This window comes from Actinoplanes subglobosus, from assembly GCF_042650585.1.
GTDB classification, from domain to species: domain Bacteria; phylum Actinomycetota; class Actinomycetes; order Mycobacteriales; family Micromonosporaceae; genus Actinoplanes; species Actinoplanes subglobosus.
The window spans coordinates 414029-433202 of sequence record NZ_JBHSBL010000005.1 but is presented as its reverse complement, the minus strand read 5'-3'; the positions used below and the strand labels follow the sequence as shown (position 1 = coordinate 433202).

Genomic DNA, 19174 nt, shown 5'->3' with positions numbered 1-19174 from the left:
GGTTAAGTCGCCATCACGTTTCCGAGATGACAAGCCGAAATTGCCGAGTCGTTAAAATGAAAAACGCGGACCGGCAGTGGCAGCCGGCCCGCGTCAGCGTGAATTCTGACTAACCCGACTTAGCCCACTCGGTGAGCTCACCGGCCACCGACCGGTCGCCGTCGACCCGGACGTCGGCCAGCGGGATGCGCCGGTAGAGCGCCAGGACCAGGTCGCTCGCGGTGGCCTGGATCCGGGTGACCGGCTCGCCGCTGGCCGGTGGGTCGGCCTTGGCCCCGGATGGGGAGAGATCGAGTGTCCACGACGGACCCTCGATCGCCTGGAAACCCACCCGGGCCGGGCGATGCGGCCAGGCGCCGAGCGAGCCCAGGCCCACCTGGAGGAACTCGCTCACACCGTCGACCGCCACGGCGGCCGGCAGCGGCTCGGCCTTGCCGATCGACTCCTGGGCGTCGAAGGCGTGCACGGCCGCCTCCTGCACCTGGTGACGGGCGACCGCGGACGAGGTCAGCGGAGCGTCGGAGGCACCCCACCACGCCCAGCAGGGGGCGTCGGGGCCGGCGTCACGCAAGGCGGCCAGCAGCAGTGCGGTCGAGGTGGCGGACCACTCCAGCAGGTCACCATGTGGCTCTCGGTCACCGAGCTGGTCGGCCGAGGGTGGCCCGGAGTCGTCACCGGCGGCGACCGCGGCGGCCCAGAACCGGTGCACGGCACCCAGATGGGCGACCAGATCGGTGAGCGACCAGTCAGGACAGCCGGGGACAGTCACGGACAGATCCGGCGCGGCGGCAACGGCCTCCCGGAACGCCGCCGACCGTCCCTCGATCAGCGCGAGCAGCTCGGGAAACGGCGGTGTCGAAGTCATACCCGGTTTCTATCACCGGGGTACGACAAAGGGCGGCCGCATGATCGCGGACCGCCCCCCGTGTGCCGAACCGAGGCTGGTCAGACGTTGAAACCGAGCGCCCGGAGCTGGTCCCGGCCGTCGTCGGTGATCTTGTCAGGGCCCCACGGCGGCAGCCACACCCAGTTGATCCGGAAGTCCTGCACCAGGCCGCCACCGGGGCCGGTGGTCAGCGCCTGGCGGGTCTGGTCCTCGATGACGTCGGTCAGCGGGCAGGCCGCCGAGGTCAGCGTCATGTCGATGGTGACGATGTTGTCGTCGTCCACGTGGGTGCCGTAGACCAGACCCAGGTCGACGACATTGATGCCGAGCTCGGGGTCGACGACGTCCTTCATCGCCTCCTCGACGTCGGCGATCGACGCCTTCTTCACGTCACCCTTCGGCGCGGCGGGCGCTTCCACCTCCGCCTCGGGGGCTTCGACCGGGGCGACCTCGCCGGAGGGCGACGCGGCGACGCTCACCGACGGCACCTCGACCGGGTCGCCGGCCTCGGCTGCGGCGGCCCGCTCATCGGCCAGCCAGTCCGGCACCTCTTCACCGTCGCCGGGGGCGGCGCCGGAAGCCGGAACCGAGGCGACGGTCCGGGCGGTATCCAAAGCTTCAGTCATGCTGTGCCTCCTTCGGGCATGCCCATCTGGCCCTCGCGTGCGAGGTTGTCGATCCGCTCAGCGTCGGCGGTCATGCCTTCACCTCGGGGCTCACGCCCACGTCCACACCAGCGCGCGCCGCCGCGTCCTTGAACGCCATCCACGGCAGCAGCGCGCACTTCACCCGGGCCGGGAACTTGGCGACCCCGGCGAAGGCGACCCCGTCACCGAGGACCTCCTCGTCCGGCTCGACCTGGCCGCGGCTCTGCATCAGCTCCACGAAAGCGTGGTGGATCTCCGACGCCGCCGCCGCGTCCTTACCCTCCAGCAGCTCGTGCAACACCGAGGCCGAGGCCTGGCTGATCGAGCAGCCGAGACCGTCGTACGAGATGTCCGTCAGATCGGCGGACACCCGCACGGTGATCTCGTCACCACAGGTGGGGTTGACGTGGTGCGCCTCGCCGTCGAACGGGTCCCGGAGGCCACGCCCGTGCGGGTTCTTGTAGTGGTCGAGGATGATCTCCTGGTAGAGACCGTCGAGCATCATCAGCCGAACACCTTCCGGACCTGGTCGAGCCCACGCGCGAGCGCGTCGATCTCCGCCGTGGTCGTGTAGAGGTAGAACGAGGCCCGGGTCATCGCGGGCACGCTGAACCGCGAGCACACCGGCCGCGCGCAATGGTGCCCGACCCGCACCTCGACGCCGAGCGCGTCCAGCACCTGTCCCACATCGTGCGGGTGTACCCCGTCGACGCCGAACGACACCGTGCCGCCGCGGCCCTCGATGGTCGCGGGACCGAAGATCCGCACTCCCGGCACCGATGAGAGCGCGTCCAGCGCGTACCGCGTGATGGTCTGCTCGTGCTCGTGGATCGCCGCCATGCCGAGCCCGGTGAGGTAATCGACCGCCGCGCCCAGGCCGATGGCCTCGGTGATCGGCGGGGTGCCGGCCTCGAACCGCGCGGGAGGCGCGGCGAAGGTCGTGCCACCCATGGTGACCGTCTCGATCATCGACCCGCCGGCCAGGAACGGCGGCATCTGCGTCAAAAGATCGAAGGGGGCCCAGAGGACGCCGATGCCGGTCGGGCCGAGCATCTTGTGGCCGGTGAAGGCGATCAGGTCGGCGCCGAGGGCCAGCACGTCGATGGGGAGATGCGGAACGGACTGCGAGCAGTCCAGCATCAGCAACGCGCCGACGTCACGGACCCGGGCGGCGATCCGCGAGATGTCGTTGACCGTGCCGAGCACGTTGGACATGTGCACCAGCGAGACGATCTTCGTCCGTTCGGTGACCAGCTCGTCGAGGTTCGACTCGTCGAGCCGGCCGTCGTCGGTGATGCCGAACCAGCGCAGGGTCGCGCCGGTCCGCTCGCAGAGCAGCTGCCACGGCACCAGGTTGGAGTGGTGCTCCATCTCGGAGATCACCACCTCGTCGCCGGGGCCCAGGCGCAGCAACTGACCCAGCGAATACGCCGCCAGGTTGATTGCCTCGGTGGAGTTCTTGGTGAACACCACCTCGTCCGGGCTCGCCGCGCCGATGAAGGTCGCGATGCGGGCCCGGGCACCCTCGTAGGCCTCGGTCGACTCGGTGCCGAGCGTGTGCACGGAGCGGGACACGTTGCCGTTGTACCGCTCCTGGTGCGCGCGCATGACGTCGAGCACCTGAACCGGCTTCTGCGAGGTGTTGGCGCTGTCCAGGTAGACCAGCGGGTGGCCGTTGACCTCCCGCTCGAAGATCGGGAAGTCCTTACGGATCCGCTCGACGTCGAAGCTCATCAGTGACCTCTCAGGCCTTGACCAGGAACTTCTTGTAGCCCTCGGCCTCGAGCTGCTCGCCGAGCTCCGGGCCGCCCTCCTCGACGATCCGGCCGCCGACGAACACGTGCACGAAGTCCGGCTTGATGTAGCGCAGGATCCGGGTGTAGTGGGTGATCAGCAGGAAGCCGGTCTCGCCACCCTCGCGGACCCGGTTGACGCCCTCGCTGACGATCTGCAGCGCGTCGATGTCGAGGCCGGAGTCGGTCTCGTCCAGGATCGCCATCTTCGGCTTGAGCAGCTCGAGCTGCATGATCTCGTGCCGCTTCTTCTCACCGCCGGAGAAGCCCTCGTTCACGTTGCGCTGCGCGAACGCGGGGTCCATCTGCAGCTTCTCCATGGCGCCGCGCAGCTCGCCGGCCCAGGTGCGCAGCTTCGGCGCCTCACCGTCGATCGCGGTCTTCGCGGTACGCAGGAAGTTGGCCACCGACACACCGGGGACCTCGACCGGGTACTGCATGGCCAGGAAGAGGCCGGCCCGGGCGCGCTCGTCGACGCTGAGCTCCAGGATGTCCTGGCCGTCCAGGGTCACCGAGCCGCCGGTGATCTCGTACTTCGGGTGGCCGGCGATGGAGTAGGCCAGCGTCGACTTGCCGGAGCCGTTCGGGCCCATGATGGCGTGCGTCTCGCCCGACTTGATGGTGAGGTCGACCCCGGCGAGGATCGGCTTCAGCTCGCCATCCGGCAGCTTCACCGAAACCTGCAGGTCGCGGATCTCCAGGGTGCTCACGGCTCTACTCCATTGCTAGGTGTCGTCGAAACGTAGATGTCGCCGTCGCGGATCTCGACGGGGTAGACCGCCACCGGGCTGAAGGCGGGCGGTCCGGAGGGCTCGCCGGTGCGCAGGTCGAAACGGGAACCGTGCAGCCAGCACTCCAGCGTGCACCCGTCCACCTCCCCCTCGGAGAGGGCCACGGAGGCGTGGCTGCACTCGTCGCGGACGGCGTAGAACTGATCGTCGTCGGCGTGCACGACCGCGATCTCGACACCGTCGACCTCCACCTGGAGGGCGGTGCCCTTCGCGACGTCCGACACCGGGCCGACGTTCTCGAAAGTCATTTACTGACCAGCCTCGACCAGCCGGGCCTCGATCGCGTCGCCGAGCCGCTCCCGCAGCTCCTCGACCGGGATCTTGTTGATCAGCTCGGCGAAGAAGCCGCGGACCACCAGCTTCCGGGCCTCCCCCTCGGGGATGCCGCGGGCCATCAGATAGAACAACTGCTCATCATCGAAGCGGCCGGTCGCGCTGGCGTGCCCGGCGCCGGCGATCTCGCCGGTCTCGATCTCCAGATTGGGTACGGAATCCGCGCGCGCCCCATCGGTGAGGAGCAGGTTGCGGTTGATCTCGTAGGTGTCGGTGCCCGTGGCAGCGGCCCGGATCAGCACGTCACCGACCCAGACGGTGTGCGCCGACTTCCCCTGGAGCGCCCCGCGGTAGCCCACGTAGCTGCGGCAGTCGGGCACCGCGTGGTCGACCAGCTGACGGTGCTCGTGGTGCTGACCTGAGTCGGCGAAGTAGAGGCCCCACAGCTCGGCGTCGCCGCCCCGCCCCGCGTACTCCACGCTGGCGAACTGGCGGACCAGGTCACCGCCGAGGGTCACCTGCAGGTGCTGGACACGGGCGTCCCGGCCGACCCGGAACTTGATGTGCTGCGCCTGAACGGCGTCACGGTCCCACTCGGCGAGCGTCACGAAGGTCAGCTGGGCGCTGTCACCGATCACGACCTCGATGTTGTCGGCGAGGGTGACCGTGCCGGTCTGCTCCAGGACGATCGTCACCTTGGCGAACGCGCCCACCTTGACGAAGGTGCGCGCGGCCGCGGCGTCACCGCCCTTGCCGACGAGCCGGATCACGACCGGCTCGGCGGGCTCGGTCTCGGGCGCCACCTCGATCACGGTGACACCGGCGGCCGAGCCGAACGCGAGAGCGCTGACCCGGTCGAACGGGGTGAGCACCGGCTCCACGTCGTCCGCGTCGGACACCGTCACGCCGGCGGGCAGGTCGCCGAACTCCAGCGAGGGAGCCGCCCCGCTCAGCGACGTGGCGGTGACCAGGTCACGCAGCCGCTTGAGCGGGGTGAAACGCCAGTCCTCCTCCAGGCCGTCCAGGGCCGGGAAGTCGGTGACGTCGAAGGAGCGCAGCACCTGCGACTTGGTGCTCGGCGGGGCGATGGCCTCGGTAGTCATTTCGTCCTTTTAAGTCCGCGTTTACTCAGGGGGATGGGCGGGTGGGTGATTAACCCACGGCGCCTTCCATCTGGAGCTCGATGAGGCGGTTCAGCTCCAGCGCGTACTCCATCGGGAGCTCCTTGGCGATCGGCTCGATGAAGCCACGCACGATCATCGCCATCGCCTCGTCCTCGGTCAGGCCGCGGCTCATCAGGTAGAAGAGCTGGTCCTCGCTGACCTTGGAGACGGTCGCCTCGTGGCCCATGTTGACGTCGTCCTCGCGGATGTCGACGTACGGGTACGTGTCGGACCGGGAGATCGTGTCGACCAGCAGCGCGTCGCACTTGACGGTGCTCTTCGAGCTCGACGAGCCCTCCAGCACCTGGACCAGGCCGCGGTAGGAGGTGCGGCCGCCGCCACGGGCGATCGACTTCGAGATGATCGTCGACGACGTGTGCGGAGCGGCGTGCACCATCTTGGCGCCGGAGTCCTGGTGCTGGCCCTCGCCGGCCATGGCGATCGACAGGACCTCGCCCTTGGCGTGCGGGCCGGTCATGTAGACGGCCGGGTACTTCATGGTCACCTTGGAGCCGATGTTGCCGTCGATCCACTCCATGGTCGCGCCCTCCTCGCAGGTGGCGCGCTTGGTGACCAGGTTGTACACGTTGTTCGACCAGTTCTGGATCGTCGTGTACCGCACCCGGGCGTTCTTCTTCACGACGATCTCGACGACCGCGGAGTGCAGCGAGTCGGACGAGTAGATCGGCGCCGTGCAGCCCTCGACGTAGTGCACGTAGGAGCCCTCGTCGGCGATGATCAGGGTCCGCTCGAACTGGCCCATGTTCTCCGTGTTGATCCGGAAGTAGGCCTGCAGCGGGATGTCCACGTGCACGCCCTTCGGCACGTAGATGAACGAGCCGCCGGACCAGGTCGCGGTGTTCAGCGCGGCGAACTTGTTGTCGCCGACCGGGATCACCGTGCCGAAGTACTCCTGGAAGATCTCCGGGTGCTCCTTGAGCGCGGTGTCCGTGTCCAGGAAGAGCACACCCTGCTCCTCCAGGTCCTCACGGATCGCGTGGTAGACGACCTCGGACTCGTACTGCGCGGCGACACCGGCGACCAGACGCTGCTTCTCCGCCTCCGGGATGCCCAGCTTGTCGTACGTCGCCTTGATGTCCTCCGGCAGCTCCTCCCACGAGGTGGCCTGCTTCTCGGTGGACCGCACGAAGTACTTGATGTTCTGGAAGTCGATGCCCGTCAGGTCGGCGCCCCAGTGCGGCATCGGCTTGCGGTCGAACAACCGCAGGCCCTTGAGCCGCAGGTTGAGCATCCACTCCGGCTCGCTCTTGAGCGCGGAGATGTTGCGCACCACGGCCTCGGACAGACCGCGCTGCGCGGCAGCACCGGCGACGTCGGCATCGGCCCAGCCGTACTCGTACTTGCCAAGAGCGGCGAGGTGCTCTTCCTGAGTGACGATCTGGTCAGTCATGTATCTGTCCTAACCGTGATGGCGGTGGTCTTCGCACCGCGTGCGGGGATGTGCGTGGTGCACACCCCGTCGCCGTGCGCGATGGTGGCGAGGCGCTGCACGTGGGTGCCGATGAGCCGGGAGATGACTTCGGTCTCGGCGTCGCACAGCTGAGGGAACTCGGCAGCCACGTGAGCCACCGGGCAGTGATGTTGGCACAGCTGCCCGCCGGACGCGATCGTCGAGGCGTTGGCAGCGTAGCCCTCGGCCGTCAGCACCTCGGCGAGAGCCTCGGCACGGGCGATCGGATCGTGGCCGGCCTCGCGCAGCGCCGCCTGACAGCGCTCCTCGAGAGCCTTGACCTGAGCGGCGGCGAAGGCCGAGACGGCCTCCGGACCGTGCTGCTGGGAGATCCACCGCAGCGCGGCGGTGGCGATGCCGTCGTAGTGGTGCGGGTTGAGGTCCTCGCGGGCCGCGGCGGTCAGCACGAACGCCTTGGCCGGGCGGCCACGGCCACGAGGCTTGGCCGGCCGCAGCTCGCGCGTCTCGACGAGGCTCTCGGCGAGCATCGCGTCGAGGTGCTTGCGGATGGCCGCGGGGCTCAGGCCCAGCGCGGCGCCGAGCTCGGCCGCGGTAGTGGCACCCTGCCTCAGCAGGAGCTGCGCGACCCGGTCACGGGTGCGTCCGTCGGCCGCGGCGGCCGGAGCCGTCACGCCGATCTGGATCAGCACCTCGTTTTTCACTACGCCAACGTTACGTATTTCATTCGGAGCCCGCAAACCGCCCCCCGGTGATCCACCCCACCGCCTGCCGGAGCTGCGAAAATCAAGATCGGCAGCGAGCGTACGATGCGCGGGGTGAAGTCCTCCAAGGAGCGCCTGACGTCCGCTTTCCTGGCCTCCCGCCCCGTTCGGTGGTGCGGGTCCTCACTGCGCGGGCTGGCGCTGGCCTCGGTGGTCGCCAACGTCGGCATCATCGTCACCGGTGCCGCGGTCCGGCTCACCAAGTCCGGGCTCGGCTGCCCCACCTGGCCACGATGCACCGACGACTCCTACGTGTCGACGCCCGAGATGGGGATCAACGGCGCCATCGAGTTCGGCAACCGGCTCCTCACGTTCGTCCTCGTGGCGATCGCCGTGGCCTGTTTCCTCGGTGCTCTCGCCCGCCGCCGGCGCTCACTGACCCGCCTGTCGGTCGCGGTCGCGCTCGGCATCCCCGGGCAGGGCGTCATCGGCGGCATCACGGTGCTCACCAACCTCAACCCGTGGGTGGTCGGGCTGCACTTCATCCTGTCGATCGCGCTGATCGCCGGCGCGTTCGCGCTGTGGCGCCGGGTGCCCGAGGGCGACGGCGACCCGATCCCGCTGGTTCCGGCCCCGATCCGGCAGCTGGCGTGGGTGACGACGGCGGCGAGCCTCGCGGTGATCGCCGTCGGCGTGGTGGTGACCGGCAGCGGCCCGCACTCCGGCGACCAGGGCGCCAAGCGCAACAACCTGGACCCGCAGCAGATCTCCCAGGTCCACGCCGACACGGTCTTCCTGCTGATCGGCCTGACCGTGGCCCTGTGGTTCGCCCTCCGCGCCGTCGGCGCCCCGGCCCACGCCGTCCGCGCCGCGGCCGTGCTGTTCTGGGTCGAGATGGGCCAGGGCCTGATCGGCTTCGTGCAGTACTTCACCCATCTGCCGATCGCCCTCGTCGCCGCCCACATGCTCGGCTCCGGCCTGGTCTGGGTCGCCACCCTGTCGGTCCTGTGGTCGCTGCGCTCCCGCCCGGCCGTCACCACTCCGGAGGCGGCACCCCGTTCCGTCCCGGCCGCGGCCCCCGGCCCCGAGCCGGTCCCGGCCCCCTGACCCGCCCACCGGCCCCCTGACCCGCCCATCACCGGCGAGCGGACCCGAGACCGCGGTACCGGGGCAGCTCGACTCTCACGCTTTCCGTTTCCCTGCTCCGGCGTATCCGCCCTCGCCCAGGCCGTTCCGCACCGGGGCAGGCGACTCGCTGGCGTGGAAGTGCGCGCCGACCGCTGGACCCACCTGGCCGGCGCGCCGGTTCAAGGCCGATAACCAGGGCCTTCCTGGCACCCTTCACCACCGAAGTCGGCGGCAAAGCAACCAAGATCGCCGCCGGAAAACGCTCTGCCCGCCACGCGAGGCGCCAAGATCCGCGTGGGAACACCCTTCTTGAGCGACTCACCACCGAAAACGGTGGCAAAGCAGCCAAGATCGCCGCCGGAAAACGCTCTGACCACCTCGCGAGACGCCAAGATCCGCGTGGGAACACCCTTCTTGAGCGACTCACCACCGAAAACGGTGGCAAAGCAGCCAAGATCGCCGCGTCATGACGACTCATCGACAGCCTGCAGGGCTTCCGGAGCAGCCCCATCACAAGATCCGTGCGTGGCGGAAACGCTGACACGCGAACAGCCGCGGAAGCGGAAGGCCGCGTAACAGGTCGGCATTTGGTGACCGGAACGTTCCGGTCGCCAAATGCCGACCTGCCGCAGAGCCGGGTGAAGATCATGACGCGACCAGACACGCCTCAGGGTCGCGACACGATCAAAGGCGGGCCAGGAACGCGACACGAGCAGGGTCGACGGGAAACGCCGCCCAACCAGAGAACCGCGAAGCAACCAGAGACGAGCGGAAAACGCCACGCGACCAGAAACCGGCGGAAACGCTACGCAACCAGAAAAACGCGACGGATCGCGAAGCAACCAGAGACGGGCGAGAAACGCGACGCGACCAGAACCCGCGCGAAGGATCGCGACGCGATCAAAGACGACGCCCCGGGGATCGCGACGCGATCAAAGACGACGCCCCGGGGATCGCGACGCGATCAAAGACGACGCCCCGGGGATCGCGACGCGATCAAAGACGACGCCGCGGGGATCGTGGGGCGATCAGAGGCGCGTGAGGATCGCGTCGGCGAGGCGGTCGGCCGCGCCCGGCGCGTGCAACAGGAAGAGTGACGGCTCGGTCAGCTCCAGCTCGATCAGCATCGGCTCGCCGGACGGGCCGGGAATCAGGTCGACCCGGGCGTACAGCAGGCGCTTGGCCCCGCCGGGAATCACCTCGAGAACCCGCTCCGCCAGCGCCAGCTCGGCCGGCGACGGCGTCCGCGGGGTGATCCGCTCCTCGTTCATGTCGACGGGCACGTCACCTCGGGTGGTGAGCATCGCTCCCTTGCGGATGCCGTGGCTGAAGGTCAGCCGGCCGTCCACGTCGGGGGTGCAGAGCACCGCGGTCTCCCCCGCGGTGTCCACCGCGGACAGATAGGGCTGGACCATCGCGGTCCGCCCGGCGGCGGTGAGCCGGCCCACGTGGGCCACCGCCTCGCCGGCCTGTCCGGGAAGGAGGTAGCGGGCGGTGTCCCGGCTGCCGGCGCTGACCGTCGGCTTGACGACCCACTCGCCGTCGGCCGGTGGCGCCCAGCTCTCCCCCGGGCCGATGAACTCGGTGGGGATGATCGGGATGCCGGCCGCGGCGAGCTCCGCGAGATAGCGCTTGTCAGTGTTCCACTCGACGATGTCGGCCGGGTTGGCCAGCCGCGGCACCGACCGGGCCCACTCGACGAACTGTCCGTGCCGGGTCATGTAGTCCCACGGGGAGCGGAGCACGGTGATGTCGTAGCCCGACCAGTCGGCCGCCGGGTCGTCCCAGCGGACCGCCTCGACGACCACCCCGCGCTCACGCAACGCGTCGCGGAGGGGGTGGTCGTCCTCCCACAGGTCGGGGAAGGCCGCGCAGGTGACGAGCGCGACCCGGGAGTCACGGACCATCAGCGAGCCATGCTCCGCCGCGACATCGAGCGCCACAGGTCGTTGCTGGGCCGCATCTGCTCCAGGAGCTCGCGCTCCCACTCGTTCTCCACCTGGACGCCCGCGGAGTCGCACGCCTCACGCGCGACACCGGTGTCCGGGGCGAACTGGTCGGACCACTCGCCGTCCTCTCCGACGAGGACGATGCGGGCGCCGCGCTTACCGACGTACTCGATCACCGCCTTGGCACCGCCGTGCCCGGCGGCGAAGGACTTGATGTCGGAGGTCAGTGTCGTAACGGAACCTTCTGCCATGTTGCGCAGCCTAAGCAGTCAAGGGCGCCACGGTGTGCACCCCGATCCGTTTTTGTGACTCCAATTACCTGCGGGTTTCAAGATTCAGGCGGTTGTTTCGCCCAGATTACGCCTGAATTGTTCCCGCACCGGGAATCCGCCCTTCGAGTGACGGACAGTGATTGACACTGCTGACAATCCGGGCATCCTGTGCGACGAGTCAGATCAGAGCGTCAACGGCGACGGCCATGAAGACCACCGTGAGGTACGTGATCGACAGGTGGAACAGGCGCATCGGCTTGACCGCGGTGCCACCCCCGGCCTGTCGCGCCAGCCGGACCGCCTCGAAGAGGAAGACGGCACCCATGACGATCGCCGTGACCCCGTAGATCGGCCCGAGCCCCAGCGGCCACGCGGCGAGCGAAGCGGCCACAGTGAGGACTGTGTAGAGGATGATCTCGAAGTTGACCCGCTTCATCGACCGCACCACCGGCAACATCGGAATGCCGGCCCGGGCGTAGTCGTCCTTGTACTTCACCGCGAGCGCATAGAAGTGCGGCATCTGCCAAAAGAAGACAATGGCAAATAGCGCCCACGCCATCGGCGGGATCGAGTTCGTCACCGCGGCCCAGCCGATCACCACGGGAGCGGCGCCGCACACTCCACCCCAGAACGTGTTGGCCGGAGTCCGGCGCTTCAGCCAGAGGGTGTAGATGACGTCGTAGTAGAAGATCGAGAAGGCGGTCAGCGCGGTGGCCAACCAATTGGTGAGAAGCGCCATCAGCGCGACGGAGATCACAGCCAGTGTCAGGCCGAAGATCAGCACCGCACGCGGCGTCATCTGATTGGCCGGCAGCGGGCGCCTCTTGGTCCGCCGCATCAGCTCGTCGATGTCGCGGTCGATGTAGCAGTTGAGTGCGCTCGCGGCACCACCGGCCAGACCGCCGCCGACCAGCACGGCGGCGAAGGTGACCGGGTCAGGCCACCCCTGGGCGGCCAGCATCATGGTCGGCACGGTGGTGACCAGGAGCAGTTCCACGATCTGCGGCTTGGTCAGGGCCAGATAGGCCCGGAACACCGCAACCCAGCTCCGCCGGCCCTCAGCGCTCGCGGCGCGAGCGGGGCGCACGGCATCGCCGGGCGTCCGCCGTTGGACGGGACGCTCGGTGATCATGCTCACGGACAGCCACCTTCCGGCATCGGCTTTATTTCGCGGCCCCTGATCCGGTGACGACCCGGCGGCCAACCCGGACAGCCTACGCGTAGCCGTCTCTGCTGCTCGGGGCACCCGGCACGGGTGCATGCGGTCACACCCGTTGAACCGGCGTGTCCGCTCACAGCGTATGTGCCTAGTGCGTTCGCTGCGCAGACGTTTAGCCCGACTGGATAGGGTCAAGCCGAAAAGGGTTCCATAATTTTGCCCGAGGAGCAGAACCGACGTGGCTGCCACAGATCCCGCTCTCAACTGGTCCGACCTCGACCGCAAGGCGGTGGACACCACCCGGGTCTTGGCCATGGACGCCGTGGAGAAGGCCGGCAACGGCCACCCCGGTACCGCCATGAGCCTGGCCCCGGCCGCCTACCTGCTGTTCAACCGCGTCATGCGGCACGACCCCACGGACCCGGAGTGGGCGGGGCGCGACCGCTTCGTGCTGTCCTGCGGTCACTCCAGCCTCACCCTCTACATTCAGTTGTTCCTCAATGGTTACAGCCTGTCGCTGGATGACCTGAAGTCGCTTCGCCAGTGGGACTCGCTGACCCCGGGCCACCCGGAGTACGGGCACACCCCCGGCGTCGAGATCACCACCGGCCCGCTGGGCCAGGGCATCGGCAACGCGATCGGCATGGCCATGTCGGCCCGCCGTGAGCGCGGTCTGTTCGACCCGGACGCCCCCGCCGGTGAGTCGCCGTTCGACCACTACGTCTACTCGATCGCCTCGGACGGCGACATCGAGGAGGGCGTGAGCCACGAGTCGTCGGCCATCGCGTCGGTGCAGAAGCTGGGCAACCTCGTCGTGATCTACGACGACAACCAGATCTCCATCGAGGACGACACCCGGATCGCCAAGAACGAGGACGTCGGCAAGCGCTACGAGGCGTACGGCTGGCACGTCCAGACGGTGAACTGGAGTGGCTCGGACCCGTACGTCGAGGACGTCGAGGAGCTGTACGCCGCGATCCAGGCCGCGAAGGCGGTGACCGACAAGCCGTCGTTCATCGTGCTGAAGACGGTCATCGGCTTCCCGGCACCGAAGAAGCGGAACACCGGCAAGATCCACGGCTCCGCCCTGGGCGCCGCCGAGATCACCGCCACCAAGGAGCTGCTGGGCTTCACCGACGAGCCGTTCGCGATCGACGACGAGGTCGTCAAGCACGCGCAGCAGGTCGTCGAGCGGGGCCGTGAGGCCCGCGCCGCGTGGCAGGAGAAGTTCGACGCCTGGGCCGCCGGCAACGCCGAGGGCAAGGCCCTGTTCGACCGGCTCGCCACCCGGAGCCTGCCGGAGGGCTGGCTCGAGGCGCTGCCCGAGTTCCCGGCGGACGCCAAGGGCCTGGCCACCCGTGCCGCGTCCGGCAAGATCCTGGAGGCGCTCGCCCCGGTCCTGCCCGAGCTGTGGGGTGGTTCCGCCGACCTGGCGGAGTCCAACAACACCACGATGAAGGGTGAGCCGTCCTTCATCCCCGCGGAGTACGCGACCAAGGAGTTCCCCGGTCACGAGTACGGCCGCACGCTGCACTTCGGCATCCGCGAGCACGGGATGGGCTCGATCCTCAACGGCATCGCGGTGCACGGCGGCACCCGCCCGTACGGCGGCACCTTCCTGGTCTTCAGCGACTACATGCGCGGCTCGGTCCGCCTGTCCGCGCTGATGAAGCTGCCGGTCGTGTTCGTGTGGACGCACGACTCGATCGGTCTCGGCGAGGACGGCCCGACGCACCAGCCGATCGAGACGCTGACCGCGCTGCGCGCCATCGTCGGCCTCGACGTGGTCCGCCCCGCCGACGCCAACGAGACGGCGTACGCCTGGCGTGGCGCCCTGGAGCACACCGACCGCCCGACCGCGCTCGCGCTGTCCCGGCAGAACCTGCCGACCCTGGACCGTTCGAAGTACGCGTCGGCCGAGGGCACCCTCAAGGGCGGCTACATCCTCTCCGAGGCGTCCGGCGGCACCCCGCAGGTGATCCTGATCGCCAGTGGCTCCGAGGTGTCGATCGCGCTGACCGCGCAGGAGCGCCTGGAGGCGAGCGGCACCCCCACCCGGGTGGTGTCGATGCCCTGCCAGGAGTGGTTCTTCCAGCAGGACGTGGCATACCAGCAGCAGGTTCTGCCGCACGGCGTGAAGGCGCGTGTCACCGTGGAAGCGGGTATCCGGATGAGCTGGGACCGCATCCTCGGCGACGCCGGCGAGGCGGTCAGCATCGAGCACTACGGCGCCAGCGCACCGGCCGCGGTTCTGTTCGAGCAGTTCGGGTTCACCGCTGACAACGTCGTCGCGAAGGCCCACGCGTCCCTGGCCAAGGTCGGCGAGATCACCGGCCACAAGACCGGTAACTGACTTCTAACTACTGCGTCATCATTCAGGAGTTGAGGGAAATGACCGACAGACTGGCTGAGCTCTCCGCCCAGGGCGTCGCGGTGTGGCTCGACGACCTCTCCCGGGTGCGGCTGACCAGCGGCTCGCTGGACAAGCTGCGCACCGAGCAGCACGTGGTCGGCGTGACGACCAACCCGAGCATCTTCCAGAAGGCGCTCTCCGACGCCGACGCCTACGACGAGCAGGTCCGTGACCTGGCCGTCCAGGGCGTGACGGTGGAGGAGGCGATCCGGCTGATGACCGCCAAGGACGTCCGCTGGGCCGCCGACGTCTTCCGGCCGGCCTACGACGCCTCCAACGGCATCGACGGCCGGATCTCGATCGAGGTCGACCCGCGCAAGGCGCACGAGACCGAGTCCACCGTCGCCGAGGCGAAGACGCTGTGGTGGCTGGTCGACCGGCCCAACCTGTACATCAAGATCCCGGCCACCCTGGCCGGCCTGCCCGCCATCACCCAGGTGCTCGGCGCGGGCATCAGCGTCAACGTCACGCTGATCTTCTCGGTCGAGCGGTACCGGGCCGTCATGGACGCCTTCCTGGCCGGCCTGGAGCAGGCGAAGGCGAACGGCCACGATCTGTCCAAGATCGGCTCGGTCGCGTCGTTCTTCGTCTCGCGCGTGGACAGCGAGGTGGACAAGCGCCTCGACAAGATCGGTTCGGACGAGGCGAAGGCTCTGAAGGGCAAGGCCGCCATCGCCAACGCCCGGCTGGCCTACGAGGCGTACACCGAGGTCTTCGGCACCGACCGCTGGAAGGCCCTGGCCTCGGCCGGCGCCCACCCGCAGCGCCCGCTCTGGGCGTCGACCGGCACGAAGAACCCGGAGTTCCTGGACACCATCTACGTCGAGGAGCTGATCGCGCCCGGCACGGTGAACACCATGCCGGAGTCGGTGATCTTCGCGTACGAGGACCACGGCACCACCCGCGGCGACACCGTCACCGGCAACTTCGCGGACGCCCACCAGGTCTTCAATGACCTCGCGGCGGTCGGCATCGACTTCGCCGACGTGTTCAAGGTCCTCGAGGAAGAGGGCGTGGAGAAGTTCGAGCAGGCTTGGAACGAGCTGCTCGAGAACGTCGCGAAGACGCTCAAGGCCGCGTAAGCGCTGAATGACGGAGCGGCCTGTCCCGTGGACAGGCCGCTCCGCACCTTCCAGAACTGGCAGGATGGGAACGTGGGTAATCCGCTGCGCACCGCACAGGACCGTCGGCTTCCACGGATCCCGGAGCCCTGCGCTCTGGTGATCTTCGGGGTCACCGGTGACCTGTCCCGTAAGAAGCTAATCCCGGCCGTGTACGACCTGGCCAACCGTGGTCTGCTTCCCCCCGGTTTCGTGGTGGTGGGCTTCGCCCGCGCCGACTGGGGAGACGGCAGCTTCGAGTCCCTGGCCTACGCGGCGGCGAAGAAGGGCGCGCGCACGCCGTGGCGTGACGACGTCTGGCAACGCCTCTCCGAGCGCTTCCACTTCATTCCCGGCTCGTTCGACGACGACGACGCCTTCGACAAGCTCGCGGCCACGCTGGACGAGTTGAAGGAGCGCAACGGCATCTCCGGCAACGCGGCCTTCTACTTCTCCATCCCGCCGGCCGCGTTCCCGCTGGTGCTCAACCAGCTCAACCGCACCGGCATGGCCGACCCCTCCAAGACGGGCGGCTGGCGGCGGGTCGTCGTGGAGAAGCCGTTCGGTCACGACTTCCAGAGCGCCGTGCAGCTCAACCAGCTGGTCGACGACGTGTTCATCCCGGAGGACGTCTTCCGGATCGACCACTACCTGGGCAAAGAGACCGTCCAGAACATCATGGCGCTGCGCTTCGCGAACAGCCTGTTCGAGCCGGTGTGGAACTCGAAGTACGTCGACAGTGTGCAGATCACCATGGCCGAGGACGTCGGCATCGGCACCCGCGCGGCGTTCTACGACGCCTCCGGCGCGGCCCGCGACGTCCTGCAGAACCACCTGCTGCAGCTGCTCGCGATGATCGCCATGGAAGAGCCGACGAGCTTCGACCCCCAGGAGGTACGGGCGGAGAAGCTCAAGGTCCTCAAGGCGATCAGCCTGCCGCCCGACATCAGCACCGGTTCCGTCCGCGGGCAGTACCTTCCCGGCTGGGTGGCCGGCGAGCGTGCCGTCGGGTATCTGGAGGAGCCGAACATCCCGGCCACCTCCACCACCGAGACGTACGCCGCCGTCCGCCTCGGCATCCAGAACCGGCGCTGGGCCGGCGTCCCGTTCTACGTGCGGGTCGGCAAGCGGATGCCCCGGCGGGTCACCGAGATCGCGATCCTGTTCAAGCGGGCCCCGCACCTGCCGTTCGACCCGGCCGACGTGGAGATGCTGGGCCACAACCAGCTGGTCGTGCGGGTCCAGCCGGACGAGGGCGTGGTCCTCAAGTTCGGCTCCAAGGTGCCCGGCACCTCGATGGAGGTCCGGGACATCGCGATGGACTTCCAGTACGGCGAGGCGTTCACCGAGTCCAGCCCGGAGGCGTACGAGCGGCTGGTCCTGGATGTTCTGATCGGCGACCGGACGCTCTTCCCGGACGCCGCCGAGATCGAGCAGTCCTGGCGGGTCATCGACCCGCTGGAGGCCGCCTGGGCGGGCGTGAAACCGGAACCGTACCGGGCCGGCGAGTGGGGCCCGCGGGCCTCCGACGAGATGCTGGCACGCGAAGGCCGTACCTGGAGGCGGGCATGATCGGTCTGTGGGACACCACCGGCAACGAGGTCGTCAAGGCCCTGGCCGCGGAGCGGCGCAGCGCCGGTGGCGTGGCCTCCGGCCTGGCGCTGACGCTGATCGCGGTGGTCGAGGAGAAGAAGGTCCGGGAGGCCGAGGCGGCGGCCACCATCGCCGCCGCCGCGCACCCCTGCCGGCTGCTGATCGTGGTCCGCTCCGACATGGAAGGCCGCAGCCGGCTGGACGCGGAGATCGTCGTGGGCGGGCGCCTCGGCCCGGCCGAGGCGGTCGTCATGCGGATGTACGGCCGTCTCGCGCTGCACGCCGAGTCGGTCGTGATGCCGCTGCTCGCCCCGGATGTCCCGGTGGTCACCTGGTGGCACGAGGAGCCGCCGAACATGATCGCCAACGACTTCCTGGGTGTCGTCTCGGAGCGGCGGATCACCGACAGCGCGCAGGCGCCCGACCCGGTGGCCGCGCTCAAGCAGCGGGCCATCGACTACGCACCGGGTGACACCGACCTCACCTGGACCCGGATCACGCTGTGGCGGACCCTGGTGGCCGGTGCCTTCGACAGCACCGAGGCCAGGGTGATCGGCGCGAAGATCGTCGCGCCGGACCGTGACCCCACCGCGTGGCTGATGCTCGGCTGGCTCAAGTCCCGTCTCGGCATCGAGCCGGTGATGGAGCACACCGACCGTGCGCCCCGCCTGCACTCGGTGGAGCTGCAGTGCGAGAACGGCGACTGTGTCCGGGTCACCCGCGAGGAGGGCACGGCGCTGTTCAGCCGGACCGGCCAGGAGGACCGTTACATGCCGCTGCCGAAGCGGCCGGTCGGTGACGAGCTGGCCGAGGAGCTGCGCCGGCTCGACGCCGACCAGATCTACGCGGACGCGCTCGGCGCCATGGCCGGCCTGTCCGGTCTGGACCATCGCAACCCGGCGCGGGTGCACGTCTGGAAGGATCCGGCTCTGGCCGCGATCGCCAGTTCCGCTGCCTGACAGAGACAAGATCGAGGCCGTCCGTCGCACCGCGGCGGGCGGCCTCTTCATAAGGGAGAGACCCCATTGAGTGAGACCGTGGTCGTGGTGGTTCCGGACGCCGACATCCTGGCGTCCACGGTGGCGGCACGGCTCGCCATCAAGATCATCGACGCGCAGGCGGTGCACGGCACGGCGAGCGTGGTGCTGACCGGCGGCCGGGTCGCGGCGAAGGTGCTGCGCTCGGTCCGGGAGCTGCCCGCCGCGGCCGCGATCGACTGGTCCCGGGTGGACCTGTGGTGGGGTGACGAGCGGTTCCTGCCGTCCGGCGACCCGGACCGCAACGAGACCCAGGCGCGGGAGGCCCTGCTGGACAAGCTGCCGCTCGACCCGGCCCGGGTGCACGCGATGCCGGCCTCCGACGGACCGGACGGCGAGGACGCGATCAAGGCCGCCGCGCGGTACGCCTCCGAGCTCGCCGCCGCGGCCGGTGCCGGAACGCCGGTGCCCCGCTTCGACGTGCTGATGCTCGGTGTCGGTGAGGACGGGCACGTGGCGTCGCTGTTCCCCGGGCACCCGGTGCTGGCGGAGACCGGCACCACCGCCGCCACCTTCGACAGCCCGAAGCCGCCGCCCACCCGGGTCACGCTCACCGTGCCGACGATCCGGAGCGCCGACGAGGTGTGGCTGATCGCCGCGGGGCCGGACAAGGCCGCCCCGATCGGCACGGTGCTGTCCGGCGGTGACCTGCCGGCGGCGCGCGCGACGGGCGTACAGAAGACGCTCTGGCTGCTGGACCGGGCCGCGGCGGCGAACGTTCCGGCCCAGCCGTAACCGACAGTGTGGTGGCCCGCGCTCCGGGCCACCACACAAACCGCAACCGCCACCCGCGCGGTGAGCGGCGGTCCGGTCCGGACCGCTGAACGCCGCGCGGAT

The 19174-nt window shown here is 69.1% G+C and carries 18 protein-coding genes; 6 read left to right on the top strand and 12 right to left on the bottom strand.

What is annotated here, in order from left to right; genetic code table 11:
* Positions 1–109: 109 nt before the first annotated feature.
* From ACFO0C_RS05405 to ACFO0C_RS05365, 9 genes are all read right to left on the bottom strand, one after another.
* Complete coding sequence (locus tag ACFO0C_RS05405) at positions 110–865, bottom strand: maleylpyruvate isomerase family mycothiol-dependent enzyme (protein WP_378065386.1); 756 nt, start codon at positions 863–865, stop codon at positions 110–112.
* An 80-nt stretch (positions 866–945) separates the two neighbouring features.
* Entirely contained in the window at positions 946–1305 is a 360-nt protein-coding gene (locus ACFO0C_RS05400; RefSeq protein ID WP_378065566.1) for a metal-sulfur cluster assembly factor, read from the bottom strand.
* A 277-nt stretch (positions 1306–1582) separates the two neighbouring features.
* Positions 1583–2038 carry a Fe-S cluster assembly sulfur transfer protein SufU gene (gene sufU, locus ACFO0C_RS05395; protein ID WP_378065385.1) on the bottom strand — a complete coding sequence of 152 codons (456 nt, stop codon included), beginning with the start codon at positions 2036–2038 and terminating at the stop codon, positions 1583–1585.
* The gene (locus tag ACFO0C_RS05390; RefSeq protein WP_378065384.1) at positions 2038–3267 is read right to left on the bottom strand and encodes a cysteine desulfurase; all 1230 of its coding nucleotides are present in this window, start codon (positions 3265–3267) and stop codon (positions 2038–2040) included. The genes sufU and ACFO0C_RS05390 overlap by 1 nt, the downstream gene beginning before the upstream one ends.
* 10 nt (positions 3268–3277) lie before the next feature.
* The gene (gene sufC / locus ACFO0C_RS05385; protein WP_378065383.1) at positions 3278–4036 is read right to left on the bottom strand and encodes a Fe-S cluster assembly ATPase SufC; all 759 of its coding nucleotides are present in this window, start codon (positions 4034–4036) and stop codon (positions 3278–3280) included.
* Entirely contained in the window at positions 4033–4365 is a 333-nt protein-coding gene (locus ACFO0C_RS05380; RefSeq protein ID WP_364076162.1) for a Rieske (2Fe-2S) protein, read from the bottom strand. Before ACFO0C_RS05380 ends, sufC begins: the two co-directional genes overlap by 4 nt.
* Entirely contained in the window at positions 4366–5493 is a 1128-nt protein-coding gene (gene sufD / locus ACFO0C_RS05375; protein ID WP_378065382.1) for a Fe-S cluster assembly protein SufD, read from the bottom strand.
* A 49-nt stretch (positions 5494–5542) separates the two neighbouring features.
* Positions 5543–6964: a Fe-S cluster assembly protein SufB gene (gene sufB / locus ACFO0C_RS05370; RefSeq protein ID WP_378065381.1), complete on the bottom strand. Its 1422-nt coding sequence runs from the start codon at positions 6962–6964 to the stop codon at positions 5543–5545.
* Positions 6961–7686: a helix-turn-helix transcriptional regulator gene (locus ACFO0C_RS05365; RefSeq protein ID WP_378065379.1), complete on the bottom strand. Its 726-nt coding sequence runs from the start codon at positions 7684–7686 to the stop codon at positions 6961–6963. The genes sufB and ACFO0C_RS05365 overlap by 4 nt, the downstream gene beginning before the upstream one ends.
* Before the next feature lie 150 nt (positions 7687–7836).
* Between ACFO0C_RS05365 and ACFO0C_RS05360 the strand changes: the two genes are divergently transcribed.
* A complete protein-coding gene (locus ACFO0C_RS05360) occupies positions 7837–8793 on the top strand; it encodes a COX15/CtaA family protein (protein ID WP_378065565.1) in 957 nt (318 codons plus the stop codon).
* Between the two features lie 1049 nt (positions 8794–9842).
* Here ACFO0C_RS05360 and ACFO0C_RS05355 read toward each other — a convergent pair.
* The 3 genes from ACFO0C_RS05355 to ACFO0C_RS05345 all read right to left on the bottom strand — a co-directional run bounded on the left by ACFO0C_RS05355 (position 9843) and on the right by ACFO0C_RS05345 (position 12173).
* Complete coding sequence (locus ACFO0C_RS05355) at positions 9843–10721, bottom strand: ATP-grasp domain-containing protein (protein ID WP_378065564.1); 879 nt, start codon at positions 10719–10721, stop codon at positions 9843–9845.
* On the bottom strand, positions 10721–11014 hold the full coding sequence (locus ACFO0C_RS05350) for a hypothetical protein (protein ID WP_378065377.1): 294 nt from the start codon (positions 11012–11014) through the stop codon (positions 10721–10723). Before ACFO0C_RS05350 ends, ACFO0C_RS05355 begins: the two co-directional genes overlap by 1 nt.
* Positions 11015–11213: 199 nt before the next feature.
* Complete coding sequence (locus ACFO0C_RS05345) at positions 11214–12173, bottom strand: heme o synthase (protein ID WP_378065376.1); 960 nt, start codon at positions 12171–12173, stop codon at positions 11214–11216.
* Between the two features lie 259 nt (positions 12174–12432).
* Between ACFO0C_RS05345 and tkt the strand changes: the two genes are divergently transcribed.
* The 5 genes from tkt to pgl all read left to right on the top strand — a co-directional run bounded on the left by tkt (position 12433) and on the right by pgl (position 19072).
* Positions 12433–14547, top strand: a complete 2115-nt coding sequence (gene tkt / locus ACFO0C_RS05340) for a transketolase (protein WP_378065375.1) — start codon at positions 12433–12435, stop codon at positions 14545–14547.
* Positions 14548–14585: 38 nt separating this feature from the next.
* The gene (tal, locus tag ACFO0C_RS05335; protein WP_378065374.1) at positions 14586–15689 is read left to right on the top strand and encodes a transaldolase; all 1104 of its coding nucleotides are present in this window, start codon (positions 14586–14588) and stop codon (positions 15687–15689) included.
* Between the two features lie 72 nt (positions 15690–15761).
* Positions 15762–17279, top strand: coding sequence for a glucose-6-phosphate dehydrogenase (zwf, locus tag ACFO0C_RS05330; RefSeq protein WP_378065563.1), 1518 nt, complete (start codon positions 15762–15764; stop codon positions 17277–17279).
* Positions 17276–18259: a glucose-6-phosphate dehydrogenase assembly protein OpcA gene (locus ACFO0C_RS05325; RefSeq protein ID WP_378065373.1), complete on the top strand. Its 984-nt coding sequence runs from the start codon at positions 17276–17278 to the stop codon at positions 18257–18259. The genes zwf and ACFO0C_RS05325 overlap by 4 nt, the downstream gene beginning before the upstream one ends.
* 66 nt (positions 18260–18325) lie before the next feature.
* Complete coding sequence (gene pgl, locus ACFO0C_RS05320; protein WP_378065372.1) at positions 18326–19072, top strand: 6-phosphogluconolactonase; 747 nt, start codon at positions 18326–18328, stop codon at positions 19070–19072.
* Positions 19073–19174: the final 102 nt, after the last annotated feature.